At 61.8% G+C, this 13775-nt stretch carries 11 protein-coding genes; 1 reads left to right on the forward strand and 10 read right to left on the reverse strand.

Annotation, left to right across the window (positions count from 1 at the left end; genetic code table 11):
• The first annotated feature begins 728 nt into the window (after nucleotides 1–728).
• A complete protein-coding gene (locus tag MX571_RS21055) occupies nucleotides 729–1523 on the forward strand; it encodes a hypothetical protein (RefSeq protein ID WP_247421298.1) in 795 nt (264 codons plus the stop codon).
• 307 nt (nucleotides 1524–1830) lie between these two features.
• On the opposite strand, the gene MX571_RS22865 is transcribed toward MX571_RS21055, so the two are convergent.
• The 10 genes from MX571_RS22865 to MX571_RS21100 form a co-directional block, all read right to left on the reverse strand.
• Complete coding sequence (locus MX571_RS22865) at nucleotides 1831–2034, reverse strand: HNH endonuclease (protein WP_368409090.1); 204 nt, start codon at nucleotides 2032–2034, stop codon at nucleotides 1831–1833.
• A 176-nt stretch (nucleotides 2035–2210) separates the two neighbouring features.
• Nucleotides 2211–3008, reverse strand: coding sequence for a DNA-binding protein (locus MX571_RS21060; RefSeq protein WP_247421300.1), 798 nt, complete (start codon nucleotides 3006–3008; stop codon nucleotides 2211–2213).
• A 5-nt stretch (nucleotides 3009–3013) separates the two neighbouring features.
• The gene (locus MX571_RS21065; RefSeq protein WP_247421303.1) at nucleotides 3014–4096 is read right to left on the reverse strand and encodes a replication factor A; all 1083 of its coding nucleotides are present in this window, start codon (nucleotides 4094–4096) and stop codon (nucleotides 3014–3016) included.
• A gap of 459 nt (nucleotides 4097–4555) precedes the next feature.
• Nucleotides 4556–6151, reverse strand: coding sequence for an ATP-binding protein (locus tag MX571_RS21070; RefSeq protein ID WP_247421306.1), 1596 nt, complete (start codon nucleotides 6149–6151; stop codon nucleotides 4556–4558).
• Nucleotides 6152–6456: 305 nt separating this feature from the next.
• Nucleotides 6457–8322, reverse strand: a complete 1866-nt coding sequence (locus MX571_RS21075; RefSeq protein WP_247421309.1) for a TrbL/VirB6 family protein — start codon at nucleotides 8320–8322, stop codon at nucleotides 6457–6459.
• Nucleotides 8322–10643: a VirB4 family type IV secretion system protein gene (locus tag MX571_RS21080; protein WP_247421312.1), complete on the reverse strand. Its 2322-nt coding sequence runs from the start codon at nucleotides 10641–10643 to the stop codon at nucleotides 8322–8324. The genes MX571_RS21075 and MX571_RS21080 overlap by 1 nt, the downstream gene beginning before the upstream one ends.
• Nucleotides 10640–12217, reverse strand: coding sequence for a cell division protein CdpA domain-containing protein (locus MX571_RS21085; protein ID WP_247421314.1), 1578 nt, complete (start codon nucleotides 12215–12217; stop codon nucleotides 10640–10642). The genes MX571_RS21080 and MX571_RS21085 overlap by 4 nt, the downstream gene beginning before the upstream one ends.
• Nucleotides 12210–12731 (reverse strand): hypothetical protein, encoded by a 522-nt coding sequence (locus tag MX571_RS21090; protein ID WP_247421316.1) that lies wholly within the window; start codon nucleotides 12729–12731, stop codon nucleotides 12210–12212. The genes MX571_RS21085 and MX571_RS21090 overlap by 8 nt, the downstream gene beginning before the upstream one ends.
• A complete protein-coding gene (locus tag MX571_RS21095; protein WP_042665991.1) occupies nucleotides 12728–12982 on the reverse strand; it encodes a hypothetical protein in 255 nt (84 codons plus the stop codon). Before MX571_RS21095 ends, MX571_RS21090 begins: the two co-directional genes overlap by 4 nt.
• The gene (locus tag MX571_RS21100) at nucleotides 12982–13587 is read right to left on the reverse strand and encodes a hypothetical protein (protein WP_247421318.1); all 606 of its coding nucleotides are present in this window, start codon (nucleotides 13585–13587) and stop codon (nucleotides 12982–12984) included. Before MX571_RS21100 ends, MX571_RS21095 begins: the two co-directional genes overlap by 1 nt.
• Between the last annotated feature and the right edge of the window lie 188 nt (nucleotides 13588–13775).

Consider the following 13775-nt stretch of genomic DNA (forward strand, 5'->3'; position numbering starts at 1 on the left):
GACGGAGCGGCACACCCCTATTTCGAGTTGTAACGTCTTGTCAAAGACAGAATAGAATATTGAGACACACCCCTTTTTCGAGTTGTAACGTCTTGGTAGCCTCTAACACAGTTTTGAGAATTACGCGATGGACGATTGTATCAAATGGTGATAATAAGATGAACGAGTTCCACACGAGCCTCGAGTATAGGACCACAGGGCAAACCACGGACAGCACCCGGTGGAGATCACGAAGCGTCCTCGAGGAATCAACCCACACCCCCACCCCTTTTTCGAGTTGTAACGGACAGCGATGACACGGGGAGAGAAGCTGTCGAACACGACGAGAACACCAAGGACGAACGGGAGAGGTCGTCAGAGCGCGGTTCTCAGAGGCTAACCCACGATCACCTCACTACTCACGGATACGTAAGCAAGCTTACGTATCGTTCGTAGGTATTGTCTAGTGCGGTTATGGTATGCTACCGTACTACATAAAGTTTCCTTTATTGTAGTACACTTTTGGAAATGGATGGTACGGTGTCTGTAACCGCTGGGATCGTGGGATACCGCCTGTTCGAGTCGAAACGCGGCAGTGACCCCCACCCACTCTCGTTCTGTTACAACTCGAAAAAGGGGTGGGGGTGTCCGACCTCGATCGACATCACTTCCGACAACCTTCCCACTCTGGTTCGAGTTTTCTGCCCTGCTGAGGTTTATAAGCGATTACGCGGCTAGACCGCTCGCCGATGACCGCCCCCACTCCAACCGACCTGTTCGACACCGATTCGCCATCCACCACCCCCCTGTACTCCCCCGTCACCGCCACGAACATCTACCACGCCGTGACCGACCTCGGATACCCTCCCGAGTACGTCACCACCGTCGCTCGAGCTCTTGATGAATTTCAACTCGCTATCTCCGCCGCCAACGACGGCCACTTCCTCCTCGACCAGCTCGAACCCCAGGCCGACCGCTTCGAGATCCTCGACGTCGACCGCATCTCCGGCCGAACCCGCCTCAAGGACCTCCTGTTCTTCAGCGGGCCCTACGCAAAGACGATCCTCACCGACGCCATCGGCATCGCGATGCCCGAGTTCGAGGGCCCTGCCACGGGACACCCCTACCCAATGTCGCCCTCATCGTTTGGCGTCGACGACGACCACCCGCAGCGAGCCCACGAGAACGTCACCGAAGACGACGCCGACGGAGCCGGGGACAGGAACGAGAACAGACGCCCGATATATGCGTTCGCCGATACCGACATCGACATCGCCGAAGTCCTCGATATCGACTTCACGATCTCTTCGCTCGACGAAGACCGACTCCTTCCCGGGATACACTCGCAAGTAATGCGCGCCGAGGTTCAACAGATTGCAGAACTCGCGTTCGCCTACTACCGAACAGAACCGGGCCTGATGAACGAACTCGACCCCGTCGTCGGTTGTACCTTCGCCGTCCGGTCAGCACCCCACGACGACATCGTGATAGCAGAACCCGGCCCACGAACTGTGCCACTCCCTGGCGGCACACGCGTCGCCTGACATAGCGAGAACCAGTTCACGGCCTAGTCGAGAATCCTAATCTGGATTCTGTGGTGTCTTCCTACGCGAATCTCGAGGCGAGACTATACACGAGTCCGGCACCGCCGGCGACTATCGCGATGACGCCTAGGACGAAAGCGCATGTTCGGTGCACACGTCCCGGTGGGGGGATTCGGTCCCGCGTCGCCGAGGAGACAGACCGTGAACTGATACGAATACCAGACGAGCACCGCGCCCACGAGCAGGACCACGACGCTTAGTGCCAGGACGCCCAGCTTCCTATCGGACATCGCGGTCACCGTCTCGGTCATCGCAGCACCCACCGGATGCCTCGCAGGAAGGCTCGACCGGCCGCTCGAAGGACGCGCAGCCCGTTGAACCCACCCACACCGTAGCCACTCCCCGTCGGGTGACCGTGAATCCCATCGTGGCAGTACTGGCAGACCGTCACCAAGTTCCCGAGATGATGCCAGCCACCGCCACGAAGAGACTGCCGGTGGTGAGCGTGCAATACGACCCCACCATCACCGGCGTGGGGACCACTTCGTCGCCCACACTACTGGCAGGTATAATTATCGCGCTCATAGACCGCCTTCCGACGAGCATCCCAGTCCGGCGGGTACTTCCCGTCGTGAGCTCCCGGGTCATCAAACCGACCGTTGATTCCGGAACGCCGTCCGAACATGACTAGCCGGATTCGCTGTCGACGCCGGATGGGTCACCGAGTTGCTTCCCCAGCTCCTCCGGTGACAGCGACTCGCTCTCGAGATCCGCAGCGTCGTCGACGTCGTCGCCGGAGGATTCGGCCGAGTCCTCAGACTCGACTTCAAGCAGACGCTTCTCGAACGCCTCTTCGTCGAGACTCGTCCCGCTCACCGCGTCGTGACCGCTCACATTGAGGAGGTCCTGGAGGGCGAACGCCGCGACGTGCGCGAACGACGACCCATCGTGGCCGTACTGTTCGCGGGCAAGTGCTGCTACTTTCGGAGACGTCTCCTGCGCAGAGTGAACGCGCTCGAGAGTCCGCGCCGCTGTTTCGTACACCCACGCGTTCCGCGTCTCTAGGTGGATCACGCCGACGTCTTCGGGAACAACCGAGACGTTCACCGACCCGTCGTCAGTCTTGTAGGTCCGTGGCTTGCCGACGATCGTGACGAACTCCGGCGCCTGGACCTTCTTGAGTTGCTTGAGCGCGTCTGTCTGATACTCGCCAGCGTACACCCAGAACGTCCCGGTCGGGTCGACGACGCGAGCGCGGAGGTACTCTGCGCTCTCTCCGACGTCTTCGATATCCGTGACCGTGCCCGCGATACAGATGCGGTTGGCCCGCTCGCCCGTCGGGAGCGCAACGTAGACCGGGGCGCGCTCATCTTGTGAGGTTTTGAACGTGTAGGTCGCGGTATTCAGCTCTGCGGCGAAGACGCGCTTGGCGACTTCGCGAGTCGGTACGTCCGTCTGCTGGGGGGTGGTGTCTGCTGCTGCCATTGGTCTTAGTTCCCTCCCGCCGCGACCGGCGCGTCATAGGTCTGCGGGAGATCCTCGATGTTCTCGGCCGTCAGGCCCGGCCCATCATAGCCGTACTCAGAAAGCAAGTCATCAACCGCATCGTGGTAGCCCTGAGCGAACGCCCGGTTCGATGAATCCGTCGCCTCGTCGACGAGGAGATACCGACCGAGAAGCGGCCCCTCGACCGTGAATCGGCGGCCGATGAGCATCTCGGTCAGTCGCCGCTCAACCACAGTGAGGTTGAGCGAGTCCGACGCCATCTCCATCGCCGTCTCCAGGTCAATGCCCGTCACGACTTCCGTCATTCCAGCGGTGAACAGACACTCCTGAACGGACTCCCCATCGTCGAGGACGCCCTTGATTCGGAGGTCGAACTCACCCTCGTTCGGGCCGTGCTCGCTACACTCGCCCTGCTGAATCACCCGCGTACACTCCGGATCTGTGCATCGCTTGATGAGGCCCGACTGACTCTGTATCGCAACGAACACACCCTCATAGGCGGTCGTCATCGTCCCGACCGTGCCGATGGCCTCGGGACTGTCCCTCGCGTGCTCGATGATTTCACTCCGCGAATTAATCTTCAGCGAGTAATTGCCGTCGTACTCGTCGACGACGACGTCCTTGAACGTGTACGTCGTGTCCTCCTCAAGGACTGGGGGCTTCGATTTCGTCCACGCGACGAACTTCATCCGGCCGCTCTCGTCACCGACGAGACCAACCTGGTGGATTGAGTCCTCACGGGGGTCCCAGAGTTCGACGATTTTCGCTCGCACCGTCACCCATGCGCCGTCGGTGGTGCATTCAGCGAGCGGAAGCGGTTCCTCGGTCGTTCCCTGGTCGCCGCCTCGGAGTGAGGCCCAGAACGCTTCCGTATCCACATCCGCCTCTTTGAGGACGTGGTTACGGACGCTGTCGAAGGCCGCGCTTCTCGGCACTCGATACGTGTTCACGTAGGCGTCGAAAAGCGTCTCGAGAGCGTCGACGTCGTACTCATCTGTCTGGTCGTCCGAGAGGTGGGGAGCCACCTGCTCGTGGAGTAGTTGGGCATCTTCATGGAGGGTGTTCATGTCCACTCAACTATACGCTCTATCTCGCTATAAACCGAGCCAGCGAAATCGGCCGTAATCGGGCGGTATACGTCGCTATTCCCCGCAATCCCGCATATCTCCACCGAGCGTCACGAGCCACGAATGCGGACACACACTCCTCTATCGAAGTGAAGTCGACGACGAGATCGAAGCATCGGGATACGTGGCCTCGTTGCCAGCCACGCCGGAGTACCGTACTGCCACCGACCGTTGCACAGCGGTTGGTGGGGGAGTATGCGAACCGTGGGACCCCCGACGTCGCGAACAGAGCCGCCGGGCGGGGAACGGCGAGTCAGCGATTCCTACGCAACACAGTGAAGTCAGTCTCCGGTCCAGTTGTTGCGTAGGATTAACCCCCTGGCCGCCCTCGCGCTGCTACGCCACAGAAATCCCGTCACCGCCATTCCGAGTCCCCGGCGTTGTGAGAGAGCGTCTTCCCTACTGGTAGCCGCGAGCAGGGCCGTCGGGTCCGGAATCTCCCTCATCATCCGCTCGCACGCCCGCTTTCGCTTCCGGAGAGTCGGTAGTCTCAGTATCCGACCCGTCGTCGGCGTCTGGGAGTTCCCCCGTCTCGTGCGTCGCTGCTAACTCCGCTGACAGCTCCTCGAGAGCGTCCTCCGAAGGGAAGTCCTCGCGAGTGACCGCGCTCGCGTCCCGGTGTGCCGCACTCCGGCGAGCCTGCCCGACGAGATTCGCGAGATCAGCGCCAGTCAACCCACCCGTGTGGCGGGCCAGCGCCGCGAACTCATCGCCCGACACTCTCGAGGGTATGTCCTTGAGATGGGTCTTGAGAATCGCGTGGCGGGCCTCTTCGTCGGGGAGGCCAACCTCGAAGTGTGCGGTCAGGCGACCCGGTCGGAGAATCGCCCGGTCGATATCGCCCGGTCGGTTCGTGGCCGAGACCACAATCGCCTCTCGGTCATCCCGCGTGAGTTGCGCAAGGAACTCACTCGTGACCTTCCGGTCTTCGGCGTGGGCACTCTTGGCGGTGTGTTCGCGAGCGCCGAAGAGATGTTCCGCCTCGTCGAGGAAGATGATACACTGCCCGATCTCGTCGGCCTCGCTGAACAGCGTCTTGACCTGGTCGCTGCTTTCGTTGACCCACATACTCGTCACGTCCGCCGGCGACAGCTCCACGAACGGGATATTTAGTTCTCCGGCGAGCGCTCTAGCGAACATCGTCTTCCCTGTCCCCGGAGGACCATACAGGAGGATGCCGCGCTCCGGTTCGATACCGAATCGTGAGTAGCGATCATCTCCTCGCTGTGCCGCTCGGAGTGGCTTGAGCACGTCTTCGCGGAGGGCGTCCTTCAGGTCGTAGTAGCCGCCGATATTGTCGAACGACGTCTCTGAATATCGCCAGTCATAGCGGTACTCCTCCAGCGGAATTCGTTCTGTGGGAGACGAATACCCGAGCTGGAATTGTTCTCGAAGGTCTATTGGGACTTCGTCAATCGAGACGCGCTTCGGCGGACTCGGCGTGTGGGACGAGGGAGAGGTTTTCGAGGACGGACCGCCCGTGCTGTTGGAGTCCGGCGTCTCAGAGGTCGGTCCCCCTGCGAAGCCGATTGGGTCATACTCTGGCTCGTCGTCCTCAGCAATCTTCTGTTGGAGGATCCCTACAACGTACACGCCGATGAAGAGCCCAACCGGGATAGCGAGCAGGAACGGTGCGGACAGGAGATTCGAGAGCTCTCTCCCCCCGTTGGTCCCCGGGAGGAGCATATTCAGGAATGCGAGTCCGATCACCATCAGGATGAATACCACACTGCCAGCTCCAATCGGCGGGATAAGCGGCTTCCCGAGGAAGAAGAGGACGCCCACGATAGGAACCGTGAGAAGTCCGTACATCGCGATTCCCGCTGCTCCGTGCCACGCTGGAGTGAACAACGACGGATATGCGAGCAATCCCCAGCCCGAAACGAGAAGTGCGACGATGGCCGCTTCGAGTGCGCGCTCGCGACGACCGCCATCGGAGGTCGGTAAGCGGGGGCGGACGTAGACGTATGCAAGGTCGAGGATGATGATTGCCACAGTTCCAGTGGCGAGGTCCCCGTAATATGGTGGTGACATTGTTTGTTGTTGGTGATGTCGATGGGTGAGTGGGTGGCCATGCGTCGCCCGAAGGCGGGGTCGGAAGTGATGCGATGTTGTATGGTGTAAATCGACGAGAGGGCCGACTGCGATTACGCGAGATGAATCCACAGTCCGTCTGTGGCTCTCGCAGCATCGCGGGACGGCCCCTCTCAATCACACACCTCTTAGCCCCATTCCCGTATATAAATCTCCGCGGGAGCGAAGACATAGCGGCTCAGAGCCCCCTCGACTCAATGCTGAGTCTAGACCTCCGGCCCGTTTCCATCGTCGGGCTTGGGTGGCTTGCTCTGGCCGCCCGCTGCTTTCCCGAACTCCGAGCCATTCGAGCCGATCATCGGCCCACCTGCCCGGCGGCCCGCGGAATACGCGAGGTAGGAGTTGCCACCAACCCCGCCGATCATCGCGGCCGCGCCAGTCTTCGCCGTGAACGTCCCTGCTTTCTTCCCGGTTCTCACACCCTTCTTGCCGGTCTCCACACGGCGGTTCCGTACAGCGTTCGTTGCGATGTCGCTCTCGGCGGTCGTGATGCGCTCGCTGGCATCCTGCTGGTCGGCCTTGGCCGCCCGGAACTTCCGCGAGAGGTTGACCGACCGACTCGCTCCATCCGTCCCCATATACGACATCTTCCGGTCGAGGGTATCGGGGTTGGTCTTGAACTCCGGCTTCTGGTTCTCCATCGGCTCGGCGTCAAGGAAGCCCTGTTTCTTGGCCTCGGCCATGTCTATCTCCTCGTTCGCCATCGCGTTCTGGATGAATTTCGCCTGCGACGACGCGGTTTTGTGGTCGGTTTGCGCCTCAGACAACGAGGCCTGTGCCGAGTCCAACTTTCCCGACGTCCCGTAGTGGCCGATACGCTTGGTCGCCTGCTGGTGTGCGCTCTGCTTGACACTGCTGACAGCGCCTTTCGCCCGCGCTGTCATGCGACTCGAGAGGCCGGACCCGCCGGCCCCGACGTTCGCACTCCCGGCACTCCCCGCGCTCGCTCCCGAGCCCGCGGCCGCGGCACTCGAACCGCCCGCCGCGCTACCGCCCGATGCGCCACCGGAGGCCGCACCGCCGGACCCACCAGCAGCCGCACCACCGGCCGCGCCAGCGACAGCGCCGCCGACAGCGGCCGTGACAGCCATCGTCGCGACTGCTGCCGCCTCACCAACCCCGATGGGCTGGCCCGCCCACGAGATGAGCTTCCAGATCGCCACGATGAGCACAACTGGGAAGAGCAGCATCAACGCGAGTTCGGCGAAGATCAGGCCGGTTTCGCCAGCAACATTCTGAATCATCGCCCCGGCGCTATCGGAACTCCCGCCCGTGGCCTGGAGGATACCACCGTGTTCGATGACCTGGAAGGCCAACACGATGATGGCGATGATCGGGCCGGCTAACAGCGCGAAGACGCCCATCCGCATGAACGTCGCTCCGACGCTCCCCACCGACTTGAAGGGACCACGGCCCACGAACCAGACGACCGCGAAAAACGGCGTCCCGATGTAGGCCATCCAAATCATGAACCAGCGCAGTAGCAGGAAGAATAACGCCAGTAGGAGCGACAGCACCGCCAGAATCGCGGCGACTATCGAGACGATGAACTTCAGCGTCCACGTGGCGAACGTCGTGGGTGCGCCGACGAGACCGTTACCGTACCCATAGTTCGCTACTCCTGGGTCGGGGTCGAGGTTCAGAATCGCCATTGTGACGGCATTCGTCGCGTCGATCGCGAATCCCCAGGCAGGCTGGGAAACTCCGATGAACAACAGCACCATCACCGTCCGGACCACGAGGTCCATCAACCCGGACTCGCGGTCCTCACTGAATGGCCACGCGATGAGCGCCAACGCGATCATTATCGGGAGCAAGACTAGCGAAATTTCGAATATCCCAGTCCACGCTCCGTTCGCCGCCGTCGAACCGTGTGGGTTCGGGACCTTCAGGAGGCCCTTGAGGAGCTCGTCAGTGAGCGCCGACGACATCTCTGACGCTGCCGCATTGAGCGTATCAATGAGCCATCCCCAGATTGCCTCTGCGACCGAATCGGGCCCGAGAATCTGGAGCGGCACTACCGACCCCACCGCGAGCTGCGGAACCATCAGGACCAGCAGCGTGGGGTCCATCAGCGCTCACCAGACGCCGGGACGTCCGACACAGCGCCATCGACGGAGTCCGATCCCGGCGACGGCTCTGCTGCGGCCCGGTCCTGTGCGAATTCACCAGAGAGTTGCATATCCAACTCGCGGTTCGTGATGTCCGGCATATCAGTCAGGTCCAGCTCGGACTCGACCGGTCCGGCATCTTCGGGGCGGCGCGTTCCCTCGCGCTCCTCGATGTACGTCCACGGGTCGAGGTTGTTGTCGATCATGTAGTGCTCAAAGTCTCCAGAGTGAACCTCGAGCCGGCGACGACCGTGTTTGGTAGTCGACAGCAGACAGCCAGAGTACCCGGATTCCTGCCCGCGCGGGGCTGACTGTAGGTACTTCACTTCAGCCGGCGAGAGGTCGAAGTACTCCTTCGTCGCGTCCGAGACCGACTGCGCATAGAACAGCATCTTGATGTCACAGTTCTCGTAAATCTCGCGGCGCTCTTCCGTCCGCAGGAACTCGTGTGCGGTCTGACTCATCAGTGTCAGCCCGGCATCGTAGTGCCTGGCGTGGCGGATGAAGAGGTTGATGAGATCCCGCGTCGACTCCCGACCCAACAGATAGTGGGCCTCGTCGAACGTCACGTCGAAGCGATTCGGCGACCGCTTGGCCTCGAGGTACGCCCACTGCAACATCGCGTGGAGGATAAGCGGCATCTCGCCCGTGTCCGCGAAGGAACTCATGTCCATCACGACCAGCCGCGAGTTCAACTCGAGGTTCGTCGTCCCGTTCAGGTTGTAGTTGATACCGCCTGGCTTGAACGACTCAAATTTGGGTTCCAGGGACTTCGCGACCTCCTGGTGCTTTTCCGAGGGCGTGAACACCGCCATCGGGACCGAAATCCCGGCGTCCGTGATTGGCTCGCCCTCCTCAGAGAGCACGCCCATCTCGCAGAAGTGATCGAACTCGGCCTCGTCGACGAGGCCCTCCTCGAGCGCCGCCTCATAGCCACCGTGAGTGATGACCTCGACGCCCCGGATGAGATCGTCGATGATAGGCGACTCGTTCGCGTACGTCTCGTACTCACCGAGGACAATCCCCTTCGAGAGATACGCGTAGTGGACCGCCTGGATCAGCATTCCCTCTTCCGCAGCGGGGAGGCCGCCCCGGTCTTCGTAGTGCGTGTTCAGCATCTCCACGACCGAGCGAACCGTCAGCGGGTAGGTATCCTCGGCCGCACCGAGGCCGCCCGACGGCGGTTCGATATCCATCGGGTTCACCTTCTGTGCGCCGCCGAAGCGAATGACTTCCCCGCCCAGCTTCTCCGCGAAGAACGGATAGTCGTCGCCCGCCGGGTCGAACAGCACACACTGGACCGTCGGGTCCGCCAGCAAGCGGCGGTAAATCTCGAGTTTCCGGGCGTAGGACTTCCCAGACCCCGTCTTCCCCGAAATGACCATTCCGTACCCGGAGTGTGCATAGCGGTCGATGATGACCGGCCGACTCGTGTCGTCGAACCCCATCATGATGCCGTCCGCGTCGTAAATCGGCGGCTCGACGAGGTTGAACAGCGTCGCCAGCGCTTCCAACTGAATCGGGTGGACGTTCTTGATAGTGTCCGTCGCGAGCGGGACAATCGTCCCGTTACCCTCGATTTGCTGGTGGCGAAGGACGGTCGTCTCGACGTCCTGTTCGGCGAGGATGGTGTCGACGCGCTCGCGCATCTCGTCGAGTTCCTCGTGGGAATCCGCGATCAACTCCATGTAGATCGCGATGTCGTACACCTTCGTCGTCCCCCGAACCACGTCCTGAAGGATGCGCAGGAGGTCTTCGCGTTCGAGTTCGTCTTGGTGAGTGTCCGTCCGGCCCTTGCGACTCTTGAGCGCCAGCGACGTCGTCGTTTGCGTGTAGCGTCGCTGGAGTTGTTGGCGAGTCTTCGCGGGGTTACGCGGCGTGATGTGGAACGACAGTCGAAGGTCGACGTCCGCAATCGTCAGCGGGACGAGCCAGCCGAGATTGACCTTCCGGGGGAAGCCCGTGACGGTCATTATCTGCGTCACCTTCTCGTTGCGAATCTGGAACTCGGGGTGGCGCTCCATCGCACGGGGCGCGACGAGCTTCTTGTCGAGTTTCCCGCGCTCTTCGAGGGATTCGATGGCTGAGACCAACGGGAGTTCTTCGGCCTGTAACTGGTAGGCCGCCCACTCGATGTTCTTCCGAGTTGCGTCCCGGTCGAGCAGATTCAGATACTCGAGTGCGAGTTGCGTCTCCTCGCCCGTGAGGTCGTCAATCGGGATCCGTTCAGTCTCGTCATCCTCGGTACTGTCTCGCCCGAGGAGTCTGTGTAGGGGATTCATTGGTCTGCCTCGTTTCGCTCGTCCGTCGTGTCCACTTCCGCGTCCGTGTCCGTGTCCGCGTCTGCCGCCGTGAGCGAGTCGTCAGCAACCGCGTCGCCGTTCGTTTCGTCAGTGTCTACCTCTGTACGGCCGCCGTCGGTGAGAGGGTCAACGTCCATCTCGCCGTCGACGCCACCGACAGGCACCGTGGTGAGATTCGAGAGGTCCACCTTCTGCTGGGACCGCACTGCGAGGGCGACACAGAGCAGTAACGCGGCCAGTCCAGCCGCGTACACTTCGACCGTGAGCGTCGTCACAGCCACATTCGAGTCCCACTCATAGGGGTACGCCTCGAGGAACAGGCTGATCGCATAGCCGACCACGCCGAGGCCGACCAGCGAGAGCGCCTTCGTCTTTCGTCCCGAAGGGAAGAGAACGACGAGGCTCAACAGGAAGGCAGGGAGGCCCACCGCGCCGGTCGCGAACGAGGCCGTTCGAGCCAGCCAGTAGATGTCCGACCCGCGTTGGGGAACTTCCATCGACCACACGAATCCCCCCAGCGTCACGGCGCCGAGGAGGAAACTCAGTAGGCCGACGCTGACCCCCGCGTAGATGGCTCGCGGGACGACCGGGCGGGGACCGTGGCCCACTGGCCCGATGTTCCGTGCGTACCATCGAAGGATACGCGAGCTCGCCACCCGTTCGACGAACTCGGGGTGGGCATAGCCACCATCACCGACGGCCGCGAGTGGGTCGGCATCCGACTCAATCTCAATCTCGGGGTACTCCTCGGAGATACGGTCGAACTCGAAGTCGCTATCCTCGTTCGCTTCCGCCTGGGCCGCCGCCTCGACATCGTAGGCCGCGTCAGCAACATCCTGAGCGCGGTCGTCCGGGCGCGTGTAGTTGCCCTGCGTGAACGAGATCGGTGGCTTCTGCCCGTGATAGACCTCATAGAGGACTTCCAAGACAGACGCTCGCGTGTCGAGCAGTTCCGTTTTCACCTGCGTTTGCGGGAGTTTCGAGGCCACACGCTGGGCGCGGGCTTTCACTTCTTCGAGACACGCGGCTTCCGTCTCGCTGTCCGTCTCGACATCGTTCCCACCCGGCAGGAACCCACGAATTTGGGCCATGACGCCATCGTCGGCCTCTCCATCCTTCGCGACCGAGACCGCGACGTAGAAATCGCGGTCACGAATCTCCGCGACGTCGACGACGTTCCGCAGCCACTCAGCGTGATACTGTCGCCCGTAATCCATCAACGGCGACTCGTCGAGCGCTTCCTCTTCGCCAGCCCCGTCCTCGCTCGTCCCGATGAGCGGGCGGTCGACGTTCTCGAAACGTCCCAGGTAGGGCTCAGGATCGTACGCAGTCGTCACCGAGAGGATCTGCGCCGGGAACTGTAGCCCGCGAAGGAACGTCATGAACGACAAGTAGAGGCTCTCCCGGCGTTCCTCTGAGAGGATGAGCCACTCGCGGGGCTGGACCCGCATGAGCATCGCGTACGTCGTTGGCGTTTCTACGACACCGCCGTCACGGACATTCTTGAAGTCCATGAGGTCCAGCGTCGAACCGGCGTCTTCGTATTCAGTCATTGTAGGTCTCTCCGAGCGTTGTCGTCGCAGCGGGCCACTCCGAAGCGGGCCCAGCATCCGCATCCGAATCCGTATTCACCGTCAATTCTCTGTCCACAGTATCCGAGCGGTAACTCTCGTTCCCGCCCTCGTTCTCACTCACACTCTCACTCTCGCTCGCCGCCGGGTCTGGCCGCTCCGTGATCCAGCCCTCGAAGGGCTCACGCGAGGCGATATCGTGGTCACCAGCCTCGGGAGGCTTCCAGAGGTACTCCGTCCGCCCTCGGAAGTGGCGAGCCATCGCTGCTGCAAACCGAATCGGGCGTTGTCCTTCCGGCGTCCGTGTGTAGATAATGATTCCAGCGAAGCCCCCGAGAATCACGAACGGCGCCGTGACCAGGAGCGGTAATCCAATCGCATAGAGGATGATTGGGACGATGAGCGGCGGACCCAACGACTCGGCCAACTTCCGGGCCGAGACGCCGAACACTTTCGAGGAAAGCAAATGCGACGCCATCGGGACGTCCTTGCTCATTCAACCACCTCGTCGGTCTCTGCCGACGCGTCCCTTTCAACATCGGCGTCACTCGCAACGCTGGCGACGCCGCCCGCGCGGAGGTGCTCTGGTGTCTGGAACTCTTCCGGCCAGTGACGCTCGGCGGCGAGCAACCGCTGCTCGGCCTTTAACAGCATCCCACGCCAGGTGAGTCCGTACTTTACACGAACGGAGTCGAGCCATTCGTACTCCTCTTGCGAGGTGATTCTGATTCGGGTACTCCCCGCCATCAGTAGTCCCCGCTATAATCGTACAGATGGTCGTCATAGATCTCCCACTCCTCGAGTTCGTCATCAGGGTGGTCGGCCTCTTGCCCTTCGTGGCGAAGCACATCCCCCACGTCCGCGTGTGCATCGAGATGGAGTACCTCGCCGTCTTCGAGGGCACGGGCTTCCTGTACGTCCCACTGCTTGTACGCCCGCGTTCGGTCGGTATCAACACGCGACGGCTGTGCCTCCACGCCCGCTACTTCGGGAGTGGGGTGGCTCTCGATGTTGCCCTCACGCTGTCGTTGCGTGTCGGCGTCCGTTTCATCATCGAACGCAGAGAGTGGGATCTCTGCCGTCGCTCGGATGCGCTGTTGCTCACGAATCTGCTCTCGCAACTCCTCGGTCAGCTCCGACCGGCTCGGGGCCGCGCCGTCCCCGGTCGGGTTGGGGAGCGTTGTCGCGAGTGCTGGGTGGAGCTCTGTGAGCGCCTTAAGCAAATCTACACTTTCTGCGTGTTTAGCCCCCTCGAGTAGGACGCCGCGCCACACCATCCCGTGTCGGTCACGGAGATCGCGTAGGCGGTCGGCCTCCTGTTGAGAGTGCCAATCAACTTGGATTTCAGGCATAGGAGGGTGTTCCCGTTGTTTGGATTGTGGACAGAGTCCCGGATGGCGCTCGCCGGAGCGTCGCGAGTCCCACCGAGCGTCTCGAGACGCTCCGCAAACTCGCGCCAATTTCGGGCGGGCGAGCAGTCGCTCGAATTGTGGGCGACCGACTGGTTATGACCGGGATTTTCCATCGACATCCGTAAGCC

This window comes from Halomarina salina, assembly GCF_023074835.1.
Classification (GTDB): Archaea; Halobacteriota; Halobacteria; order Halobacteriales; family Haloarculaceae; genus Halomarina; species Halomarina salina.

What these genes read in the sequence shown, in the direction of transcription:
- MX571_RS21055 (WP_247421298.1), top strand. Translation starts at nt 729, where the DNA reads ATGACCGCCCCCACTCCAACCGACCTGTTCGACACCGATTCGCCATCC.
- MX571_RS21060 (WP_247421300.1), bottom strand. Translation starts at nt 3,008, where the DNA reads ATGGCAGCAGCAGACACCACCCCCCAGCAGACGGACGTACCGACTCGC.
- MX571_RS21065 (WP_247421303.1), bottom strand. Translation starts at nt 4,096, where the DNA reads ATGAACACCCTCCATGAAGATGCCCAACTACTCCACGAGCAGGTGGCT.
- MX571_RS21075 (WP_247421309.1), bottom strand. Translation starts at nt 8,322, where the DNA reads ATGGACCCCACGCTGCTGGTCCTGATGGTTCCGCAGCTCGCGGTGGGG.
- MX571_RS21080 (WP_247421312.1), bottom strand. Translation starts at nt 10,643, where the DNA reads ATGAATCCCCTACACAGACTCCTCGGGCGAGACAGTACCGAGGATGAC.
- MX571_RS21085 (WP_247421314.1), bottom strand. Translation starts at nt 12,217, where the DNA reads ATGACTGAATACGAAGACGCCGGTTCGACGCTGGACCTCATGGACTTC.
- MX571_RS21090 (WP_247421316.1), bottom strand. Translation starts at nt 12,731, where the DNA reads ATGAGCAAGGACGTCCCGATGGCGTCGCATTTGCTTTCCTCGAAAGTG.
- MX571_RS21095 (WP_042665991.1), bottom strand. Translation starts at nt 12,982, where the DNA reads ATGGCGGGGAGTACCCGAATCAGAATCACCTCGCAAGAGGAGTACGAA.
- MX571_RS21100 (WP_247421318.1), bottom strand. Translation starts at nt 13,587, where the DNA reads ATGCCTGAAATCCAAGTTGATTGGCACTCTCAACAGGAGGCCGACCGC.